Origin of the sequence: Streptomyces sp. NPDC046925, assembly GCF_040644915.1 — a bacterium.
GTDB lineage: Bacteria > Actinomycetota > Actinomycetes > Streptomycetales > Streptomycetaceae > Streptomyces.
On the sequence record NZ_JBEYWZ010000007.1, the window covers coordinates 352,637 to 373,104 of the forward strand.

At 71.6% G+C, this 20,468-nt stretch carries 21 protein-coding genes; 11 read left to right on the forward strand and 10 right to left on the reverse strand.

Going from position 1 to position 20,468, the window contains the following annotated elements:
* Positions 1-20 precede the first annotated feature (20 nt).
* Positions 21-1,694 carry a diguanylate cyclase CdgB gene (gene cdgB / locus ABZ906_RS28510; RefSeq protein ID WP_361194416.1) on the reverse strand — a complete coding sequence of 558 codons (1,674 nt, stop codon included), beginning with the start codon at positions 1,692-1,694 and terminating at the stop codon, positions 21-23.
* Positions 1,695-2,103: 409 nt separating this feature from the next.
* Between cdgB and ABZ906_RS28515 the strand changes: the two genes are divergently transcribed.
* Positions 2,104-2,628 (forward strand): flavin reductase family protein, encoded by a 525-nt coding sequence (locus ABZ906_RS28515; protein ID WP_361194689.1) that lies wholly within the window; start codon positions 2,104-2,106, stop codon positions 2,626-2,628.
* Positions 2,629-2,828: 200 nt separating this feature from the next.
* On the opposite strand, the gene arfB is transcribed toward ABZ906_RS28515, so the two are convergent.
* Positions 2,829-3,266, reverse strand: a complete 438-nt coding sequence (gene arfB / locus ABZ906_RS28520; RefSeq protein ID WP_361194687.1) for an alternative ribosome rescue aminoacyl-tRNA hydrolase ArfB — start codon at positions 3,264-3,266, stop codon at positions 2,829-2,831.
* Between the two features lie 241 nt (positions 3,267-3,507).
* Here arfB and ABZ906_RS28525 point away from each other — a divergent pair, with 241 nt between their 5' ends.
* The 4 genes from ABZ906_RS28525 (at position 3,508) to ABZ906_RS28540 (ending at position 6,934) form a co-directional block, all read left to right on the forward strand.
* Positions 3,508-4,083: a TerD family protein gene (locus ABZ906_RS28525; RefSeq protein WP_361387377.1), complete on the forward strand. Its 576-nt coding sequence runs from the start codon at positions 3,508-3,510 to the stop codon at positions 4,081-4,083.
* A gap of 178 nt (positions 4,084-4,261) precedes the next feature.
* Positions 4,262-5,506 (forward strand): Tm-1-like ATP-binding domain-containing protein, encoded by a 1,245-nt coding sequence (locus ABZ906_RS28530; protein ID WP_361387380.1) that lies wholly within the window; start codon positions 4,262-4,264, stop codon positions 5,504-5,506.
* A gap of 52 nt (positions 5,507-5,558) precedes the next feature.
* Positions 5,559-6,392, forward strand: a complete 834-nt coding sequence (locus ABZ906_RS28535) for a phosphoenolpyruvate hydrolase family protein (protein ID WP_361387383.1) — start codon at positions 5,559-5,561, stop codon at positions 6,390-6,392.
* Between the two features lie 26 nt (positions 6,393-6,418).
* Positions 6,419-6,934: a GNAT family N-acetyltransferase gene (locus ABZ906_RS28540; protein WP_361387385.1), complete on the forward strand. Its 516-nt coding sequence runs from the start codon at positions 6,419-6,421 to the stop codon at positions 6,932-6,934.
* 32 nt (positions 6,935-6,966) lie between these two features.
* On the opposite strand, the gene ABZ906_RS28545 is transcribed toward ABZ906_RS28540, so the two are convergent.
* The 4 genes from ABZ906_RS28545 to ABZ906_RS28560 all read right to left on the reverse strand — a co-directional run bounded on the left by ABZ906_RS28545 (position 6,967) and on the right by ABZ906_RS28560 (position 10,892).
* Positions 6,967-8,394: a M1 family metallopeptidase gene (locus ABZ906_RS28545; RefSeq protein ID WP_361387388.1), complete on the reverse strand. Its 1,428-nt coding sequence runs from the start codon at positions 8,392-8,394 to the stop codon at positions 6,967-6,969.
* 57 nt (positions 8,395-8,451) lie between these two features.
* Complete coding sequence (locus ABZ906_RS28550) at positions 8,452-9,585, reverse strand: YncE family protein (protein ID WP_361387391.1); 1,134 nt, start codon at positions 9,583-9,585, stop codon at positions 8,452-8,454.
* Positions 9,586-9,614: 29 nt separating this feature from the next.
* Positions 9,615-10,217: an ankyrin repeat domain-containing protein gene (locus tag ABZ906_RS28555; RefSeq protein ID WP_361194403.1), complete on the reverse strand. Its 603-nt coding sequence runs from the start codon at positions 10,215-10,217 to the stop codon at positions 9,615-9,617.
* A 117-nt stretch (positions 10,218-10,334) separates the two neighbouring features.
* Entirely contained in the window at positions 10,335-10,892 is a 558-nt protein-coding gene (locus ABZ906_RS28560; RefSeq protein ID WP_361387394.1) for a heme-binding protein, read from the reverse strand.
* A 423-nt stretch (positions 10,893-11,315) separates the two neighbouring features.
* Here ABZ906_RS28560 and ABZ906_RS28565 point away from each other — a divergent pair, with 423 nt between their 5' ends.
* Genes ABZ906_RS28565 through ABZ906_RS28575 form a run of 3 tightly spaced genes read left to right on the forward strand, consistent with a single transcriptional unit; the run spans position 11,316 to position 13,773 of the window.
* Positions 11,316-12,593: a sensor histidine kinase gene (locus ABZ906_RS28565; RefSeq protein WP_361387397.1), complete on the forward strand. Its 1,278-nt coding sequence runs from the start codon at positions 11,316-11,318 to the stop codon at positions 12,591-12,593.
* On the forward strand, positions 12,590-13,246 hold the full coding sequence (locus tag ABZ906_RS28570) for a response regulator transcription factor (protein ID WP_361194397.1): 657 nt from the start codon (positions 12,590-12,592) through the stop codon (positions 13,244-13,246). The genes ABZ906_RS28565 and ABZ906_RS28570 overlap by 4 nt, the downstream gene beginning before the upstream one ends.
* A 29-nt stretch (positions 13,247-13,275) precedes the next feature.
* Entirely contained in the window at positions 13,276-13,773 is a 498-nt protein-coding gene (locus tag ABZ906_RS28575; RefSeq protein ID WP_361194394.1) for a hypothetical protein, read from the forward strand.
* A 497-nt stretch (positions 13,774-14,270) separates the two neighbouring features.
* Here ABZ906_RS28575 and ABZ906_RS28580 read toward each other — a convergent pair whose 3' ends face one another.
* Positions 14,271-14,936, reverse strand: a complete 666-nt coding sequence (locus ABZ906_RS28580) for a pentapeptide repeat-containing protein (RefSeq protein WP_361194392.1) — start codon at positions 14,934-14,936, stop codon at positions 14,271-14,273.
* 137 nt (positions 14,937-15,073) lie between these two features.
* Between ABZ906_RS28580 and ABZ906_RS28585 the strand changes: the two genes are divergently transcribed.
* The gene (locus tag ABZ906_RS28585; RefSeq protein WP_361387400.1) at positions 15,074-16,285 is read left to right on the forward strand and encodes an NAD(P)-binding protein; all 1,212 of its coding nucleotides are present in this window, start codon (positions 15,074-15,076) and stop codon (positions 16,283-16,285) included.
* A gap of 140 nt (positions 16,286-16,425) precedes the next feature.
* On the forward strand, positions 16,426-17,448 hold the full coding sequence (locus ABZ906_RS28590; protein WP_361194385.1) for a zinc-binding dehydrogenase: 1,023 nt from the start codon (positions 16,426-16,428) through the stop codon (positions 17,446-17,448).
* Between the two features lie 45 nt (positions 17,449-17,493).
* On the opposite strand, the gene ABZ906_RS28595 is transcribed toward ABZ906_RS28590, so the two are convergent.
* Together ABZ906_RS28595 and ABZ906_RS28600 are read right to left on the reverse strand one after the other, a co-directional pair.
* Complete coding sequence (locus tag ABZ906_RS28595; RefSeq protein ID WP_361194382.1) at positions 17,494-17,976, reverse strand: GNAT family N-acetyltransferase; 483 nt, start codon at positions 17,974-17,976, stop codon at positions 17,494-17,496.
* Between the two features lie 45 nt (positions 17,977-18,021).
* Positions 18,022-18,945 carry an aminoglycoside phosphotransferase family protein gene (locus tag ABZ906_RS28600; protein WP_361387403.1) on the reverse strand — a complete coding sequence of 308 codons (924 nt, stop codon included), beginning with the start codon at positions 18,943-18,945 and terminating at the stop codon, positions 18,022-18,024.
* Here ABZ906_RS28600 and ABZ906_RS28605 point away from each other — a divergent pair.
* Positions 18,899-19,666, forward strand: coding sequence for a rhomboid-like protein (locus ABZ906_RS28605; protein WP_361387406.1), 768 nt, complete (start codon positions 18,899-18,901; stop codon positions 19,664-19,666). The two genes, ABZ906_RS28600 and ABZ906_RS28605, sit on opposite strands and share 47 nt — an antisense overlap.
* On the opposite strand, the gene ABZ906_RS28610 is transcribed toward ABZ906_RS28605, so the two are convergent.
* The gene (locus ABZ906_RS28610) at positions 19,644-20,414 is read right to left on the reverse strand and encodes a thioredoxin domain-containing protein (RefSeq protein ID WP_361387409.1); all 771 of its coding nucleotides are present in this window, start codon (positions 20,412-20,414) and stop codon (positions 19,644-19,646) included. The genes ABZ906_RS28605 and ABZ906_RS28610 overlap by 23 nt on opposite strands.
* Positions 20,415-20,468: the final 54 nt, after the last annotated feature.

Genomic DNA, 20,468 nt, shown 5'->3' on the forward strand with positions numbered 1-20,468 from the left:
CCCACGGGGTGTCGTTGACCTCATCCGGCCCTCCTGTGCTGCTTGGCACGGGACCGTTTCTCCACGTACATCCGCTGGTCAGCGGAGTGCAACACCTCGTCTGCCGACATCCCGCAGTGGGCCCAGCCGATGCCGAAACTGGCGCCGACCCGGACCGCGCGGCCGTCCACCCTGATCGGCGGGATGATCGCGTTGCGCAGCCGCACCGCGAGGTCCTGGGCGTCGGCGCGGCCCAGGCCGTCGGCGAGGACGACGAACTCGTCGCCGCCGAGCCGCGCCACCGTGTCTCCGTCGCGAACGCCGCTGGTCAGCCGCCTGGCGACCTCGATGAGAACCGCGTCACCCGTGTGGTGCCCGAAGCGGTCGTTGATCGACTTGAAGCCGTCGAGGTCGCAGAAGAGCACCGCGAGGCCCTTGGTGCCGTCGTCGGCGTCCCCGGGCCCTTCCGGCGGCGCGACCGTGTGCACGTGGTGGTCGAAGCCGTCCCCGCTCTGCTGGAGGCTGTGCGCGGTGTTGGAGCCGTAGTCGAAGCTGTGCTGCCCCGCGGCGTCGTACACGCCGTCGTAGGCCGCGTCGAGCGAGTCGACCGCGCTGGGCTGGCCCGCGTGCGGCCTGCGGCAGAGACGGGCGCTGAGGCGGGAGCGCAGCTCGGCGGAGTTCGGCAGTCCGGTGAGGGCGTCGTGCGAGGCGCGGTGCGCGAGCTGGAGCTCGCGGCGCTTGCGCTCCTCGACGTCCTCGACGTGGGTGAGCAGGAAGCGCGGCCCGTCGGCGGCGTCCGCGACGACGGAGTTGCGCAGGGACACCCAGACGTACGTGCCGTCGCGGCGCGCGAGGCGCAGCTCGGCCCGGCCGCCCTCGGCGGAGGTCCGCAGGAGCGTGCCGATGTCCTCGGGGTGGACCAGGTCGGAGAACGAATAGCGGCGCATCGCGGACGCGGGGCGGCCCAGCAGGCGGCACAGCGCGTCGTTCGTGCGCAGGATGCGGCCGTGCTGGTCGCCGCCCATCTCGGCGATGGCCATGCCGGAGGGGGCGTACTCGAAGGCCTGGCGGAAGGATTCCTCGCTGGCCCGCAGCGCCTGCTGCTCGCGCTCCAGGCGGACCAGGGCGCGCTGCATGTTGGCGCGCAGGCGGGCGTTGCTGATCGCGATGGCGGCCTGGAAGGCGTACATCTGGAGGGCCTCGCGGCCCCAGGCGCCGGGCCTGCGGCCGTTGCGGGGCCGGTCCACGGAGATCACGCCGAGCAGTTCGCCGCCGGAGGCGCCCGTCGCGTACATGGGGGCGAAGAGGCGGTCGGCGGGGTGCCACTCGTCCTCGAAGCGGGGCTCGGGGCCGTCGGTGTACCACTGCGGGACGTCGTCCTCGTCCAGGACCCAGCCCTCGGTGTACGAGATGAATCTCAGGGCGCCCCAGGCCTCGCCCATGGCGAGCCGCTTCTCCCAGGCCTCACGCGAGCCGACGCGGCCGGTGATGAGGGCCTCGGCGGCGGTGTTGCCCGCGAAGGCGGCGACGACGAGATCGCCGTCGGGGCGCACGAGGTTCACGCACGCCAGTTCATAGCCAAGGCCGTTGACCACGCCGTCGGCGACGGTCTGCAGCGTGTCCGCCAGGCTCCGGGCCGTGTTGAGATCCGCCACCACCTGATGCAGCTGCCGCAGGGTCGCAAGACGGACGTACGGCTCCGACTCGGTCTCCATTGCTCGCTCTCCCCGAGACCTCGACAGCAACTCCAGGATTCGCAGCGCCCTTAGTGTTCTCTCAGTACCTGAGTTCTCTCAGTGTCTGATTGCCACCGTCACTGAATCACAGCGAGCAGCTTGCCCGGTACACAGGGTCAACAAAATATGGGTCCTGTGACTCAAGTCACAGGCGTAAAGCCTTCGTTGGTCCAGTCCACTTGCCGCCGAGCGCCCCCGCGAGGGCGGCCGGCGTCTTCTCGGCCCTCGGACCTAGGCCCGGCCTCGGCCCTCGGCCCGATGTGGCGCCGGGGCGGGCCCGGCTAGCGTCGGGTGTGTGGTTCCCGTACTGAAGACATCCCAGGAGGGCGCTCCCGCGACTCTCCCCGCCTCACCCGCCCCGCGTTCCGCGCCCCCCGACGGGCATCCTGTGGGGGTGAGCAACGAACAGTTCCGCGCCGCCATGTCCCGGCTCGCCGCGGGTGTGGTCCTGGTGACGGCCTGCGAGCCCTCGCTGGACGCGGACGATCCGCACGCGCCGGTCGGCGAGGACGTGGGCATGACCGCGACGGCCTTCCTCTCCGTGTCGCTCGATCCGCCGCTGGTGCTGGTCAGCCTGCGTGAGGGCTCCCGGATGGACGATCTGCTCGCCGAGCAGCCGCTGTGGGGCGTCTCCGTGCTGGCCGAGAGCCAGCGCCACATCGCCGGCCGGTTCGCGATGAAGGGCCGGATCAGCGACCGGCTGCTTTTCGAGGACATTTCGTACGTACGGGGCGACGAGTCCGGGGCGCCCCTGATCGGCGGCGCGCTCGCGACACTGGAGTGCCGGACCGAACAGACGGTTACGGCGGGTGATCACACCCTCGTCATCGGGCGAGTACTTTCGGCTGATCTGCCGAGCGCCGACGGAGGCCCGTTGACGTACTTCAAGGGGAAGTACCGGCAGCTGGGCTGACGCCTGCCCGTGAAATTACCGGTGAGTGGACCTTTTTTGCGCCGAGTTTCCCGTCAACTTTCCCGACCGGCGGACTTTGCTGACGCACCGTTTGCGGCGGGAGCCGCCGCGGACGGCCGCCGGGCCGATCGCCCCGCGTGACCGGGGGCCCGCCCGCCCCGCGTGACCGGAGGCTCAATCAGCCCCGGGTGACCGAGGGCTCAGCCCCAGCCCTCCCCCGACCGGCCGCGCTTGGTCTGGCTGCGCTGCTTCTTCTCGCGCAGGCGCCTCTCGTTGATCCCCCGCGGGATCTTCGTGGCGCGGCGCGGGCGCGGCGGCGGCGCGGTGGCCTCGGCGAGCAGCGAGGCGAGGCGGGTCGCCGCCATTTCGCGGTTGCGCCACTGGGAACGGTGCTCGGAGGCGCGCACGCTGACGACGCCGCCCACGAGGCGGTTCGCGAGCCGCTCCAGGGCGCGCTCCTTCCACACCGGGGGCAGCGCTTCCGTGTTGGCCAGGTCGAACCTCAGCTCCACCTGCGAGTCGCTGGTGTTGACGTGCTGACCGCCCGGCCCGGACGACCTGGAGAAGCGCCACATGAGCTCGGCCTCGGGCAGACAGACGGAGCCGCGGATGACATAGGGACCGGACATGGGTCCTATCGTCCCGCGTCTGTCCGGTCCACGTCACCCTGATTTACGGCGCGCCCCGCTTGCGATACGGGCGCGCCCCGCTTGCTCCGCGGACTCGCGACCCTTGTGGCGCGAGGGGCGCTAGAGATGAGTAAAGAAAGTAAAAGGACCTGGAACCTCTGGGACCCCGGTCGACGTTCTTAGGGGTGACGGTAGCTTCGTCCACAGTACGAAGCCCGTTCGTACGCAACGAGGGAAGGGACTCCCAACAATGGCAGTAAGCCTGTCCAAGGGTGGCAACGTCTCGCTCACCAAGGAGGCTCCGGGCCTGACCGCCGTCACCGTGGGCCTCGGCTGGGACGTCCGCACCACCACCGGCACCGACTTCGACCTGGACGCCTCGGCCATCGCGGTGAACCCGCAGGGCAAGGTCTACTCGGACGGCCACTTCGTCTTCTTCAACAACAAGGCGACGCCGGACCAGACCATCGTGCACACCGGTGACAACGTCACGGGCCAGGGCGAGGGCGACGACGAGCAGATCAACGTCAACCTGGCCGGTCTCCCGGCCGACGTCGACAAGATCGTCTTCCCGGTCTCGATCTACGACGCCGAGAACCGCTCGCAGAACTTCGGCCAGGTCCGCAACGCGTTCATCCGCATCGTGAACCAGGCCGGCGGCGCGGAGATCGCCCGCTATGACCTGAGCGAGGACGCCGCCACCGAGACCGCCATGGTCTTCGGCGAGCTGTACCGCAGCGGCGCGGAGTGGAAGTTCCGCGCGGTCGGCCAGGGGTACGCCTCGGGCCTCGTCGGCATCGCGCAGGACTTCGGCGTCAACGTCTGAGGTTCACCGGCCAGTTCGTAGGCCGGTTCACGAGGGCCCCCGGCGGAGTTTCCGCCGGGGGCCCTCGTGCGTCGCCCGCCGTCGTGACGCACCGAGCGGCATTCCGGGTCGTTGCTTCCGCGCGGCGACGGCATCAGGATCGGCAGCACCACCCACCACTTGAGGGAGTGTGAGGGCCATGGCGACCGTTGTGCTGGTCGGGACGCTCGACACCAAGGGCGCGGAGTACGCCTGGCTGCGCGAGCGGCTCAGGGAGTACGGCAGCGACACCCTGCTCATCGACACCGGCATACTGCCGCCGCCCGCCGGGGCCCCCGCCGCCGACGTGTCCGCCGAGGCCGTGGCCCGCGCGGCCGGGCACGACCTGGCGAAGCTGCGCGCGGCGGGCGAGCGGGGCGCGGCCGTGGCGGCGATGGCGGACGGCGTGACCGAGGTGGTGCTCGACCTGCACCGGCAGGGCAAGCTGCACGCGGTGCTCGCCGCCGGGGGCAGCGGCGGCTCGTCGATCGCCGCGCAGGCGATGCGCGCGCTGCCGATCGGAGTGCCGAAGATCCTGGTCAGCACGATGGCGGGCGGCGACGTATCGCCGTACGTCGGGAGCAGCGACATCACCCTGATGTACAGCGTGGTGGACATCTCCGGCATCAACGCGGTCTCCCGGCAGGTCCTCGGCAACGCGGCGGCGGCAGCCGCGGGCATGGCCAGGCGCCATGAGCGCAACCACGACGAACTGGCGGGCCGGGGCCGCAAGGTGGTCGCCGCGACAATGTTCGGCGTGACGACGCCCGCGATCGACGCGGCCCGCGCCCGCCTCGACGCACTGGGCTACGAAGTCCTCGTCTTCCACGCGACGGGCTCGGGCGGCCGTGCCGTGGAGAAGCTGGCGTCCGACGGCCTCCTGGACGGCGTACTGGACCTGACGACCACCGAACTCGCCGACGAACTGGTCGGCGGCGTCCTGTCGGCGGGCCCCGAACGCCTCACCGCCGCAGGCCGCGCGGGCATCCCGCAGGTGGTCGCGCCCGGCGCCCTCGACATGGTCAACTTCGGCCCGGAAGCGACCGTCCCGCCCCGTTTCAGGGACCGCACCCTCCTCGTCCACAACCCCACGGTCACGCTGATGCGCACGACCGCCGACGAGATGGCCGCCCTCGGCGCCACCCTCGGCCACCGCCTCGCCGCCGCGCGCGGCCCCGCCGAGTTCTTCTGGCCGCTGCGCGGGGTCTCGGCGGTGGACGCCGAGGGCGGCCCGTTCCAGGACCGGGCGGCGGACGAGGCCGGGCTGAGCGCCCTGCGGACGACGGTGCGGGGCAGCGGCGTACGGCTGCACGAGGTGGACGCGCACATCAACGACGCGGAGTTCGCGGTGGCGATGGCGGACCGCCTGCACGAGCTGATCGGCGCACGCGCGCCGAAGCCCTGACGCCCTCGGACTCTGGCGCCGAACCCACCCCGGACTCGCTCAAGGAGCACCCATGACGACGCAGATCACCCGCAAGGAAGCACTGGCCCGCCTCAACGCCCAGGTGGCGAAGGGCAATCCCGTCATCGGGGCGGGAGCGGGCACGGGCCTGTCCGCCAAGTGCGCGGAGGAGGGCGGCGTGGACCTCCTGATCATCTACAACTCCGGCCGCTACCGCATGGCGGGCCGCGGCTCCCTGGCAGGACTGCTCCCGTACGGGGACGCGAACGCGATCGTGGTGGACATGGCCAGGGAGGTGCTCCCGGTGGTCAGGGACACCCCGGTCCTCGCCGGGGTGTGCGGCACGGACCCCTTCCGGGACATGGGCCGCTTCCTGGACGAGCTCAAGCGCATGGGCTTCACCGGCGTGCAGAACTTCCCGACGGTCGGCCTGTACGACGGCACGTTCCGCACCAACCTCGAAGAGACCGGCATGGGGTACGGCCTTGAGGTGGACATGGTCCGCGAGGCCCGCGCCCGCGACCTCCTGACGACCCCCTACGTCTTCGACCCCGACCAGGCCGCCGACATGGCGCGGGCCGGAGCGGACGTCCTGGTCCCCCACGTCGGCCTGACGACGAAGGGCGCGATCGGCGCGGGCACGGCCATGACCCTCGACCAGGCGGCCACGGCGGTCCAGGAGATGCACGACGCGGCCAAGCGAGTGAACCCCGACATCCTGGTCCTGTGCCACGGCGGCCCCATCGCCGAACCGGAGGACGCGGCCCACGTCCTGGACCGCACCACGGGCATCGTCGGCTTCTTCGGGGCGTCGTCGATCGAACGCCTCCCCACGGAGCGGGCCATCGTGGACCAGACCCGCGCCTTCAAATCCCTGCGACCGTGATCGCCGGGTCAACTAATCTGCGCCGCATGATCCTCGAACCGCTCACCCCCGCGGAGGACGGCGCGCTGCCGGGCGAGCTGCTCACCGAGCTCACCGCCCTGTACGCGTCGAACCACGTCTTCCACGCCCTCTCGGGGGACTTCCCCGACCCGTACGACGTCCGCCCCGAACAGGTCGCCGCCACCCTCGCGGACGAGCTCGCCGTGCCGGGCGCCGACGTGCTCGTCGCGCGGTCCGAGGGGCGGGCCGTGGGGATCGGCATCACGCTGGACCGGCATCCCGACCCCGCCGACCCGGACCCGTGGATCGGGCTGCTCATGGTGAACGCCGGGGAGCAGCGCCGGGGCTTCGGGCGGCAGTTGGCGGGGCTGATCGAGGAGCGCTTCCGGGAGGACGGACGCACCGGGGTACGGCTGGCCGTCCTCGCGGGGAACGACGCCGGGCTCGCCTTCTGGACGTCGCTCGGGTACGAGGTCATCGACCACCGGCGCGATCTCGCGGCGAACCGCCCGTGCGCCGTACTGCGCAAGCCGCTGCTGTAAGACACCCGGGACCGGGCCGGGATCGGGCGGCCTTACGGACGCTCCGGCTTCCCGTCCCCGTACAGCCACGGGCCCCAGATCGCGTGCACCTTCTTGCGCGCGGCCTCACTGCCCGCGTGCTTCTCCACGTACCGCGTGAAGTCCTCGGTGTCCGCGTTGCGGTGGCGATACGTCTTCGTCCAGCCCCGCACGATGTCGTAGAACGTGTCGTCGCCGACCGCCTGGCGGATCTTGTGGACGACCATGCCGCCCCGCTCGTAGACGGGGCTGTCCGAGATCTTCGCGGCGGACGGCGGCTTCGCGGGCGGGAAGGCCCAGATGGCGTCGTTGTCCTCTTTGTCCTCGTAATAGTCGTCCGCGTAGATCTCGTCGAAGGTCTCCTGCACGCTGTCGCCGTCGTTGTCCTCCTCCCAGAGCCACTCCGCGTACGTCGCGAAGCCCTCGTTGAGCCACATGTCCCGCCAGGACTTGGGCGTCACGGAGTTGCCGAACCACTGGTGGGCGAGCTCGTGGACGACGAGACCGGTGTCGGGGGCGCCGGGGTAGGTGGGGCGGGTCTGGGTCTCCAGGGCGTAGCCCGCGTCCCCTTCGCGGGCGACGATCGCGCCGGTCGACGAGAAGGGGTAGGGGCCGAAGTTCAGCTCCTGCCAGTCGATGATCTCGGGGATGCGCTTGAGGGCCTTCGCGCTCGCCTTGGCCTCGGAGGGCTCCACCGCCGTGAGCACCGGGATGCCGGACTTCGTCGTCGACCTCTTCACCTCGTACGGCCCGATCGCGACCGTCGCCAGATAGCTCGCCATCGGCTCCGCGCTGTGCCAGGCGAAGGTGGTGCGGCCGTTCTTGGTCGACTCGCGGGTCAACTCCCCGTTGGAGATGGCCTTCAGACCCTTGGGGACGGTGATCCGTATGTCGTACGAGGCCTTGTCGGAGGGGTGGTTGTTGGCCGGGAACCACGCCATCGAGCCCGTCGGCTCGCCGAGCGCGAGGGCGCCCTCCTCCGTGCGCAGCCAGCCCTCCTCGGAGTCGTCCGCGTCGGTGATGGTCTCCGGGCTGCCGGAGTAGCGCACGACCGTGCGGAACGTTTCTCCCTTGTCGAGGTCGTCCGGGGGCCGGATCGTCAGCTCCTGCCCGTCGCGGTGGAACTTGGCGTCCTTGCCCTCGACGGTCACGGCCTTCACGTCCAGGCCCTTGAGGTCGAGGTTGAAGGCGCTGAGGTCCTGGGTGGCGCGCGCCGTGACCTCGGCGGTGGCGGTGAGCCGGCGGGCGTCGGGGTCGTAGCCCAGGGTCAGGTCGTAGTGCGCGACGTCATAACCGCCGTTGCCCAGCTTCGGGAAGTACGGGTCGCGCACACCGTCGGCTCCGGGCGTGCCGTGCACTCCGGAGCCGCTGCAGGCGGTGATGACGAGGGCGGTGAGGGCGGCGGCGGAGGTGCCGCGCAGCGCCGTGGATCGTAGGTGCACGGCTGTGATTATGCGGCATATGTTCGGAGCGCGCCTCGCTCCCGCCCGCCGTGCCCCCTAGAGGACCGCGACGCCCAACGGCCGCTCGCCCGCCGGAAGGCGCCGCGTGTCCCCGCTCTCCAGGTCGACGACGGTGATCCCGTTCCAGAAACCGTCGCGGGTGAAGCCGCCGGTGACATAGGCGGTGCCGCCGTCGTCGGAGACGGCCACGTCCTCGTGCGGGCCCTCCAGCGGGAAGACCTTCTCCTTGCCGTCCTTCGTGCGCATGGTCAGCGAGGGACCCTCGTCCTCCGAGGGGTCGATGGGTCCCGTACCGACCGCGAACAGCGTCCCGTCGTCGGTGATCCGCGCGCCGTGCTGATGGGTGTTGGCCGTCATCGGCTCGATGTCGGACTTCCCGGTGCGCGGATCGAGCACGACGAGCTTCTCGCCCTCGAAGGGGAGCAGGAGCTTGCCGTCCGAGGGCCGTACGGCGGCGTAGTGCGGCTTGAGCCAGGAGCCGAGGCCGCCTTCGGTGCCGTAGGGGGCGACTTCGATGCGACGCGGCTTCAGCGAGTCGGCGCGTACGACCGTCACGTCGAAGGAGTCGTGGTTGGTCGCGTACACCTCACTGCCGTCCTTCGACACGTCGACGTCGAAGGGGCGCCTGCCCACCGGCACGGTGTCGGTGACCTCGCGCTTCTTGGTGTCGATGACCTCAAGCGTGCCCTTGCCGTCCGGTACGTTCACGCCCACGTAGGCGTGCTCGCCGTCCGGGGAGAGGGCGATGCCCATGCCGCCGCCGCGGTACTCGCCGGTCGTCGCGGGCCCGCTGTCGGTCTCGTACGGGATGGTGTCGACGCGTTCCCGGGTGCGGGTGTCGACGACGGCGACGGCTTCGGCGGTGGCGACCCAGGCGCGGCCGTCATCGCCCACCGTCAGGCCGTAGGGGGCCGTGCCGACCTTCACGGACTCGACGGGGCCGCGTTCGGGGTCGACGAAGGTGACGGTGTCGGAGCCGAAGTCGGCGACCAGGAGGGTGCCTTCGGGGGTGCGCTGCTCGGCGGGGAGGGTGGCCGTGGCGGTGGCGCGGGACGGCTCGGGGCTTTCGGCGGCGGGGCTTTCCGCGGAGGCGGAGCCGCTCCCGCCGCAGCCCGCGAGAGCCGCGGCGGCCAGGAGAACGGCGCCGGCCGAGAGCGCCGTGCGGGACACGCGGGGCGAGCGTGCCACCCGTACGGGCTTCACGAGGCGCCTCGCAGCAGTGCGGCGATCTCCGCGAAGCCGAGGCGTTCGGCGTGCGCGAGAGGCGTGACGCCGTCCCGGTCGGCGAGACCGGGCGTCGCGCCCGCGGCGAGCAGCAGCGCCACGATCTCCTGGTGCGCACGGCCGCCCTCGCCGAGGATCACGGCCTCCAACAGGGCTGTCCAGCCGAGGTCGTTGACATGGTCGACGTCGATGTCGGTGACGCGCAGGACTTCCCGTACGTACGCGACGTGCCCGCGCTCCGCCGCGGGGATCACGGAGATTCCGCCGAAGCGGTTGCGCAGCTTCAGATCGGGCCCCGCGGGGAGCAGGACGTGCAGCATGGCGACGCTGCCCGTCACACCGGTGGCCAGCCAGGGGCTGTCGGCGCGGTGATCCTGCGCGTCGACGTCCGCGCCCGCGGCCACCAGGACCCCGGCCGCCTCGACGTGATCGCCGAGTGCGGCGAGCAGCAGCGGCGTGCGCAGCTCGGAGTCGCGGGCCTCGACCCGGCCGCCCGCCTCGATGGCGGCTCTCACCCCGGCGGCGTTCCCGGCCCGTGCGGCGTCGAGCAGCCGCTGGTCGTCGGCGGTCCTTGTCATGAACGTTCTCCTCGTTGTCATGAACGTTCCTCTCGTCGTCGTACGGACCGGGAACAGCCTCAGCATGATGAGATCCGGGCGCTTTGGCGGCGCGGCGGTGTCGGCGGCCTCAGTGCCTTATCGGCCGAGCGCCGCGACGCCCGCCTTCGCGAACTTCTCGTCCAGGTCGCCGCTCGGGGCGCCCGCGACACCGATGCCCGCGATGGGCGCGTCCTTGGCGGTCACCGGGGCGCCGCCCGCGAGGAACAGCGTGCCGGGGATGTCCTTCAGGTTCGGGGCCTGCTCAAGGCGCTTGGTCAGCTCGGAGGTGGGGGCGTTCCAGGAGACGGCGGTGTACGCCTTCTTCACGGCCGACTCGGGGGACTGCGGGCCGGCGCCGTCGCCGCGCAGTTCGACGATGGTGTTGCCGTTGCGGTCGACGACGGCGACGGAGACGCGCTGGTTCTCCTTCTTCGCGGCGTCGAGGGTGGCCTGCGCGGCCTTGGTCGCGGCGGCGACGCTCAGGTGCGTCGACTGCGTGAGGTTCTTGTTGCTCGCGTCGGCGGTGACGGCGGCCTTGGGGGCGGCGGCCGGGGCCTCGGCGCTCGCGGAGACGGCACCGAAGGTACCGGCGCCGAGGACGGCGGCGGTGGCGGCGATGGTCAGGACACGGGCGCGGCGGGAGATCTTCTGCATCGGGGGCTCCTCGGGGTGAAGGCGGGGGAAGTTTTTTCCTCTGCCATCAATCCTCCGGGCGTATCCGGCCCGGGCCCTCGGCGTACCGGCTGCTGCCTGCCTGCGGCTCGGTGGACACGAGGGTCAACCGATCGGTTGACCCTCTGGTGGTCCCGCCGGGTCACAATGAGGTTGTTTGCGCAGTTCAGGAGCGGGCGGGGCGGAAGGAGCAGTGCCGTGGGACAGGACGAGGGCGCCCCCGGGAGGCCCGGACCCGCCGCTGGTTCGCGGCAGGTCTCGACCGCCCGCACGCACGCCACCCCGAAGCGGTCCGCCTCCGCGGGCAGGGCTCCCGACTCCGCGGGCAGGGCTCCCGACTCCGCGGGCAGGGCTCCCGCCTCCCCGTGCAGGGCTTCCGCCTCTGTGGGCAGGGTGTCCGCGTCTGTGGGCAGGGCGTCCGCCTCCACGCGGAGGGCTGCCGCGGACCCCGACGCACGCTGGCTCGCGGCCGTCATGCACGCGGCGTTCTATCTGCTCCTGGCGACCTCGCTGGCCCGCTTCCTGCTGCGCCACCCCGGCGGCGCGCGCGTCCCGTGGATCATCACGCTCTCCGTGATCCTCGCCGTCCTCTACGCCCTCCCGCCCCTCGCGTCGGCCCTGCGGGGCGAGCGTTCCCCTTCGTACGCGTCAGGCCCCGCACCCGGCATCCGCCCCACCCCCGGCCGCCTCACCTGGCTCGCCCTGGTCGTCGGGGTCTGGCTGGTCCTCGTCATCCTCGCGCCGAGCTTCGGATGGTGCGCGGTGCCGCTCTTCTTCACCGGGCTGCGGACGCTGCCGCCGATCCCGGCCCTCGTCCTGGTGGCCGTACTGACCGGCTGCGTCGTGGCGTCGCAGCTGCGGCTCGCGGGCCGCTACGACCCCGACCTGATCCTCGGACCGCCCGCCGTGTCGGCGATCGCGACGGCCGTCTTCGCCTACTTGCAGCGCCAGGCCGCGCGCCAGCGCGAACTGATCGACGACCTCATCCGCACCCGCCGCGAACTGGCCGCCACCGAGCGCCGCGAAGGCACCCTCGCCGAGCGCCAGCGCCTGTCCATGGAGATCCACGACACCCTCGCGCAGGGCCTGTCCAGCCAGCAGATGCTGCTCCAGGCCGCCGACCGCGTCTGGGACACGGACCCGGCCAGGGCCCGCACCCATGTCCGTACCGCCGAGTCGATCACCGAGCACGGCCTCGCCGAGGCCCGCCGCTTCGTGCACGACCTCGCACCGGCCGACCTCGCCGACGGCGGCGGCCTGGACGAAGCGCTGCGGACGCTGGCCGCGCGGACCGCGCAGGACGCGGGCCTGACCGTCCGCTTCCACTCCGAGGGCACGCCCGCCCCGCTCCCCGACCGGACACAGTCCGCGCTCGTACGCATCGCGCAGGGCGCCCTGGCCAACGTGACGGAACACGCCGAAGCGAGCGCGGCGGCACTGACGCTCACGCATCTGGACGACCAGGTGGTGCTCGACGTCGCGGACAACGGCCGCGGCTTCACCCCCGCCGAGACGTCGCCCGCCCCCGACCGGCGGGGCCACGGGCTGCCCGCGATCCGCGCGAGGGCACGGCAGCTCGGCGGCACGCTGACGATCGAGTCGGCACCGGGCGAGGGCACGGTGCTCTCCGTGTCGATCCCGCTGACCCCGCTGCCCCCGCCGACCCCGCAGGAGACCCCATGACGACCTCCGTGCCCCCCACGCCCCCGGTCCGCCTCCTGGTCTGCGACGACCACATCGTCGTACGGGCCGGACTGCTGGCCCTGCTCGGCAGCGCGCCGGACATCGAGGTGGTCGGCGAGGCGGGCACCGGCGAGGAGGCGATCGCGCTCGCCGCGAAGCTGGCCCCGGACGTGGTCCTGATGGACCTGCAACTGGGCGAGGGAATGGACGGAGTAGAGGCAACCCGCCACATCACGACGCCCAGCACCCCCTCCCCCTCACCCCACGTCCTGGTCCTCACCACCTACGACACGGACGCGGACATCACCCGGGCCATCGAGGCGGGCGCCACGGGATACCTCCTGAAGGCCGAACGCCCGGAAGAACTCTTCGCCGCGATCCACGCCGCAGCGCAGGGCCGCACCACGCTCTCCCCGCCGGTCGCGTCCCGCGTGATGGCCCGTATGCGCAAGCCGCTGCCCACCCTCACCGACCGCGAGCTCGACATCCTCGCCCAGCTCTCCCAGGGCCTGGGCAACCGCGACATCGCCCGGGCCCTCTTCATCAGCGAGGCCACGGTCAAAACCCACCTCGGCCGCATCTACGACAAGCTGGGCGTGGACACGAGGGCGGGCGCGGTGGCCGTGGCGAAGGAGCAACGCCTGCTGCCGTGAAGGCGCCCCGCCCGTGACACCATCTCCAGGTGCTCGACATCGGCTACGCCCTCTCCCGCCGCTTCCCCGACCCCCCGCAGTTCGACTACCGCAGCGCGGACGTCCACGCGCTGCGGCACGACCTGTTCTGCGGGGACGTGTATCTCGCGGACACCAAGGCGGACCGGGAGCTGTCCACAGCCTGGGGATGGGTTCCCGTACTGGACTTCGCCTGGGCGCTGTGCGACATCGTCGAGCAGCTGGACCAGGACCCGCTGGGCAGCCGCGCCTCCCGCCCCCAGCACGCGGAGCTCGACTTCACGGAGTCGACGGACCGCATGCTGTTCACGCGCCGCTTCGGGTGGGTGGACATCGAGGCGGACTGGATGCGGGCGGAGGACCCCCCACTGACCTTCTCCCATACGGAACTCCGCCGCGAGGCACGGGACTTCCTCCAGGACGTCGTGGCAGACCTGATCGACCTCCACGAATCCCTGGCGGACAACCCCACGATCTGGACGCTGCAGTCCCGCTTTCCCCGGGCGTAGTCGCCTCCACCCACTCCCCGATCACCCCGCATCCACCCCCGCACCGAACAAGCCTTCCCACCCACCCGCCCGATTGCCCCGCATAACCGACCGAAAGAACGCACGAGGACCGACCCCCCACGCACCCGCAGTCGGCAACGAGACGCGAGGGGGTGTGCCGGTATTTCCGCCCGGAGCACGGCTCGCAACACTCCCCAGCCGAAGAAAACAGGCGCCCACAAGCGGATGGCGAGGACGGACATACCGGCGCGCACCCGCACCCACACACGCACCGCCGCCGCACGCACGACGGCCCGCACCCGGCATCGAGACGCGAGGGGGTGTGCCGGTATTTCCGCCCGGAGCACGGCAAGCAACACTCCGGACCCGAAGCAATCAGACGCCCACAGGCGGATGGCGAGGACGGACATACCGGCGCGCACCCGCACCCACAGACGGAGCGCCCCCGAACCGCAACGCCGAACAGCCCCGCACCGCACCCCCGCCCAAGCCGGACGCTAGTCCACCCGTACGCCCACCTGCGCAGCAAACGCCGGCGCCAGATCCATCAGCTGCGCCGCACTGATCACCGCCCCCGCCAGGCAGTCGATCCCCCGCAGAATGTCCACCTCCGCCGCATCCCGCAGGTCGACATCCTTCATGCGGACCCCGCTGAAGTCGGCTCCCTTCAGCACGCAGCCCACGAACTCGACCCGCTCGAGCGACGCCTGCCCGAAGTCCGGCTCCACCAGCACGCAGCCCTCGAAGACGACGTCCTTCAGCCGCGCCTTACGCAGGTTCAGATAGTCCAGCTTCCCGCCCCGCACGACGACGCGCTCCAACACACTCCCGTGCAGCTGAACACCCCCGAGGCGCGCGTCCACCACCTCCACGTCCCGCAGCGAAGCCTCCACAAGCTCCGTACCGACCCCCCGCGGCTCCGTAAGCACCGAGTCCACGAACCGCGCCCGGCTCAGCCGCGTCTCGCTCACCCCGCAACCCGTCACCGCGCAGTCCAGGAACAGCGCTCCCCCGCCGTCCTGCCCCCCGAGATCCAGATCCCGGAACTCGACCCCGTCGTAATCCCCGTCGGGCGCCAACTCGCCCCCGTCGAACTCCCGCAGCACGGGCAACCGCACCTCGGGCCGCCGCGCCTTCTTCACCGCTGCCGCACTCTGTCCCATCCGCCCATCGTGCACCCACCCACTGACAACACCGCCAACGCAGCCACACCCCGATGTCACATCCAGGGCGCCCCCATCCGTCGTACGGAGTGAGCCCCACGACAGGGCTCCACCCGCCCACGACAGGAGCCGCCCCCATGCCCACCAACCGCACCAACCACAAAGCCCACCCCCCTACCCCCCTCCCCCTCACAATCATCGGCGGCGGCCTCGCCGGCCTGACCGCCGCCATCACCGCCGCGGAATCCGGCGCCCGAGTAACCCTCCACGAGGCCCACCACACCCTCGGCGGCCGAGCCCGCACCGCCGAAGGCGCGTACCGCACGAACGAAGGCCCGCACGCCCTCTACAACGGCGGCCCCCACTGGACCTGGCTCAAGCAGCGCGACCTCATCGGCCCCCTCGCCCCCCTCCCGCCCATCGAAGGCACCCGCCTGCGCCTCCACCACCGGGGCAGGCTCCGCCGTACCCCGCCCGTGGCGATGGTGAAGCTCCTGCGCCGCAAGCCCGAACAGGCCCCGGTGGACGTGGACTTCATGACCTGGGCCACCGGCGAGGTCGGCGAGGAAGGCGCACGCGCCGCCGCGCACTACATCGCCGTGGCGACGTTCCACCACGACCCCGGCTCGCTCTCCGCCAGGTTCGTCCACGAGCGCCTGCGCCGCGCCACGAAGCTGCCCCCGGAAGCGCACTACCCGAGCGGCGGCTGGGGCTCGGTCATCGACCGCATGGCGGCGCTCGCCTGGAACCTGGGCGTACGCGTGGAAACGCTGTCCCGCATCGACACCCTCGCCCCGCTCACCGCCAAGGGCCCGGTCGTCGTGGCCACCGCGCTCCCCGCGGCCCGCCGGCTCCTCCAGGACGACACCCTGCACTGGGACAGCGCCCGCACCACCCTGGTCGACCTCGTCCTCGAATCCCGCAGGGGCGACCCCTTCGCGATCTCCGACCTGGACAGGACCGGCTGGATCGAGCGGTTCACCACCCAGGACCGCACCCTCGCCCCCGCCGGCCAGGAACTCGTCCAGGGGCAGATCCCGCTCTCCCCCGACGAGTCCAAGGCGGACGGCGTGGCCCGCGCCGACCACCTGCTCGACCTCGGCTTCCCCGGCTGGCGCGACCGCTTGGTCTGGCGCCGCGACTCCGTGTCCAACGGCCGTACCGGCGCGGTGGACCTGCCCGGCACCACGTGGCGCGACCGCCCGGCGATCGACCGCGGCAACGGCGTGTACCTCGCCGGTGACCAGGTCGCGGCGCCCGGTCTGCTCTCCGAGGTCTCCTTCAACAGCGCCCTTGAGGCGGTGACGCTCGCCATGACCACAAGGAGGCTTGACCTCAAGTCCGCTTGAGGTACGAGGGTGGCGGTCAGACCACGAAAGAACACGGGGCGCCGAACACCGAGCACGCAATCCCCAGCACCGAGCACCGAGCACCGAGCACCAAGCGCCCACCACCCCGCACCGAGCACCCAAAAGTCCAGGGAGTACCCATGCACGCCATCCGCCTGCACACCTTCGGCCCCGCCGACCACCTCACGTACGAGGAGACCCCGGACCCCGCACCGGCCCCCGGCCAGGTCCGCATCGCGGTGACCGCGGCGGGCGTGCACCTCCTGGACACCGCGATCCGCGCCGGAATCAAGGGCCCGCTCCCCGAACTCCCCGAGCTGCCCACCATCCCCGGCCGCGAGGTGGCAGGCACGGTCGAATCACTCGGCGAGGGAGTCGACGCCCACTGGCTCGGCAAGCGCGTGGTCGCCCACATCGGCTTCGCCCCCGGCGGCTACGCCGAGCTGGTCGTCACGGAAGCCGCCCGCCTGCACGAGATCCCCGAGGCCCTGGACGACGCACAGGCCGTGGCCCTGATCGGCACGGGCCGTACGACGATGGGAATCCTCCAGTTCGCCGAGCTGACCCCTGAATCCGTGGCCGTCATCCCGGCGGCGGCCGGCGGCATCGGCACGCTCCTGGTCCAGTACGCCAAGCACGCGGGCGCCACGGTGATCGGCCTGGCGGGCGGCCCGGAGAAGGCGGACCGGGTCAGCGCGAACGGCGCGGACCTCGCCGTCGACTACCGCGACCACAGGAACCCGGACTGGCCGGACGACGTACGCGCGTACCTGACGAAGATCGGCGCTCCCGGCGCCACCGTCGTCTTCGACGGAGTGGGCGGAGCACCCGGCCTCGCCGCCGTGGACCTCCTCGCCCCCGGCGGCCAACACCTCGTCTTCGGCTGGTCGGGCAAGGGCCCCCACGACGGCGAACCCCTGACCTTCACCGACGAGCAGCTCGCGGCCCGCGGCATCACCCAGACCGGCGTACTCGGCCCGGCGATGATGCAGAAGGCGGGCGGCGACAACCCGATCCGCACCCTGGAACTCGCCGCACTCGCCGAGGCGGCGAAGGGCCACTTCACCCCGGCCGTCCAGCGCTACCCCCTGTCGAAGGCGGCAACGGCCCACGCCGACCTGGAGAACCGCCGCACCACAGGCAAGGTGGTCCTGATCCCCTGACCAGCGGGCTCCCCGAAACAGCGGGCTCCCCGAAACAGCGGCCTCCTACTCGGCGACGGCCCCAAGCCCCGCCAACGCCCCGTCCGTCAGCCGGTACACGGTCCACTCGTCCTGCGGCAGCGCGCCGAGCGACTTGTAGAAGTTGATCGACGGCTCGTTCCAGTCGAGCACGGACCATTCGAGGCGCTCGTACCCCCGCTCCACGCAGATCCGCGCGAGCTCACGCAGCAGCGCCTTGCCGTGCCCGCCGCCGCGCGCCTCGGGACGCACGTACAGATCCTCCAGGTAGATCCCGTGCACCCCGCGCCACGTGGAGAAGTTCAGGAACCACAGCGCGAACCCGACGACCTCACCCGAGTCGTCGTCCTGCGCGATGTGCCCGAACGCGGCGGGCCGCTCCCCGAAGAGCGCTTCACGCAGCTGCTCCTCGGAGGCCCTGGCCTCGTCGAGAGCCTTCTCGTACTCCGCGAGGTCGCGGACCATGGCGTGGATGAGGGGGACGTCGGCGGGCGTGGCGGTACGAATCATGGCGGCAGAGTACGTCGAACCGGCGCCGCGCATCAGGGCAGGCCGTCACCGCCCCGACAACAACCGCGCGACCTCCAGATCCTCCTCGTCCAGCGGCCGCCCGTCCTCGATCTCCCACAGGGCGTTCTGCAGCACCCGCCCCAGCGTCCAGGCCTTCGCCCGCTCCCGGTCGAGCCCGAGGACCTCGCTCATCGCGTCCAACCGCCACAGCACGTCGCCCGCGTCGAAACGGTTGTTGATCGCGGGCCAGAGGTCGAAGCCCGGGTCACCGGCCAGCGGCTTCGGGTCGATGGCCAGCCACGGCTCGCGCTCACCGGCAAGGACGTTCTCGAAGTGCAGGTCCCAGTGCAGAAGCCGGTCGCCGGGCTCCCCCATGACCTCGCGCACCGCGCCCCCGCACCGCTCCACGAGTGCCCGCTGCCCCGGATCGGGGATCGACTTCAGCGCCTGCGGCAGATCGTCGACCATCTCCGCCGCGATGTCCCCGAGCCGCCGCATCCCCGCGGGCGCCGGCACCGCGGTGAGCCGCGCGAGCAACTCGGCGATGACGAGCACCCCCTTGTGCGTGTCCCGCATGGTCGACAACATCCGGCCGGAGTCCAGGCGTTCGAGCAGCATCGTGCCCGTGCCCTCGTCGTGGTCGAGGAGCCGCACGGCCCCGTCGCCGTCCCACACCCGAAGACCGACGGGCTCCCCCTCGGTCTCCTCGTCGAGGAGCTGGAACTTGACCGCGGCGGGTGTGCCGTCCCGCCGCACCACGGGCAGTACGAGCGCGGCCATGCCGTGCATCGAGGGGCCGTCGACCGTCAGGTCCCACCGCTCGACGAACTCGGCGACCCGCGCGGGCAGCGCCGCGATGAACGCGCGACCCGGCTCCCCCGCGTACTCGTACTGCGACTCGATCAGCCCGTCCGGAATGCGAATGTCGATCACGTCCGTGACGCTACCGGCGTGGGTGAATCGCCGCATGGGGATTATCCGGGCCAAAGGGCCCGCGAGGACTGCTGGGACCACTAGGACCACTAGGACCGCCAGGAACGTTAGGACTGCGAGGCGGGCCGTCCGCGCCTACGTCCGCAGCGCCCCCGGCACGTACATCTGGCTCGCGATCCTCTTCGTCACGACGGTCGCCGTGCACCACATGTCACCGGAGTTCGAGAACGACTTCCTGCGCCAGCGCTCCACGAACATCCATGAGCTGTCGCAGAACCCCGTCCGCGTCCTGGTCTCCAGCGCGTTCTGGACCGACGGCGGCACCTGGCTGTCGTACGCCGTCCTCTACACGGTCTTCCACGCCACCGCCGAGCGCTGGCTCGGCACCGCACGCTGGCTCGCGGTGGCCGCGGGCGCGCACGTCGCGGCCACCCTCATCAGCGAAGGCGTCCTCGCGCTCGCCATCCACCACGGCGCCGCGCCCACGTCCTCGGCCAAGACCCTGGACGTGGGCGTGAGTTACGCGCTCGCGGGGGTCGTCGCGGTCCTCGCCTACTGGGTGCCGAGCCCCTGGAGATACGCGTACCTCCTGCTCGTCCTCGCCGTGTACGGCACCCCGCTGATCACCGGCAGGACCTTCACCGACCTGGGCCACTTCACGTCGGTCCTGATCGGCCTGGCCTGCTATCCGCTGACCCGGAGCGCCGTACGCCCGGCACCACGCAGATGGACGGTCAGGAGATCCCGGAAGCCTTGAGCTCCTCGGCGAACGTGCCCTGGTCGAACAGCGACCGGCTGTCCGCCTTCTTGCCGTCGATCACGACGGTCGGCGTGCCCTGCATGCCGTCGTCGGTGAAGGCCTGCATGGCCTCGCCGACCCATTTCTTGTACGTGCCCTTCTGCACCGCCTTGTCGAACTCGGCGCCCCGCAGCCCGTCCACCTTGTCGGCGATCTTCAGCAGGAAGGCGGGCGTGTAGGCGTCGTCGGTCTCGACCTCGGCCTGATTGGCGAAGACCGCCGCGTGGTACTGCGGGAACTTGCCCGCCTCCACCGAGGCCCGCAGCGCGTTCGCCGCGTTCACCGAACCGCTGCCGCCGAGGTTCTTGTCGAGGAACGAGGCGAGCGTGTACTGGACCTTCACCTTGCCCTCGGCCACCGGCTTCACCAGCGCCTGCGCGCCGGTGTCCTCGAACTTCTTGCAGATCGGGCAGCGCGCGTCCTCGTACAGCTTGACCGTGTGCCCGGCCTTCGGGTCGCCGACCGTGATCACACCGCCCTTGACCGTGGCGGGCGTCTTCGCGAGCGCGTCGGTACCGGCGGGCGGCGCCTTCGCCTCGGGCCCGCTGTCGGCCGCGGCCCCGGACCCGCCCGTCGAGGCCGACGCCTTGTCGTCGCCGCTGCTCCCGCCCGTGAGGTCCTCGGGCCCGCAGGCGGCTGCGCCCCCGGCGAGAAGTGCGGTGGCGGCCACCGCGGTGACGATGCGCCCGGCCTTGCGTACGGCCATCTGAACAGTCCTCCATGATCGAGGCACATGGCACTTCGCCACGCACCGGATCAA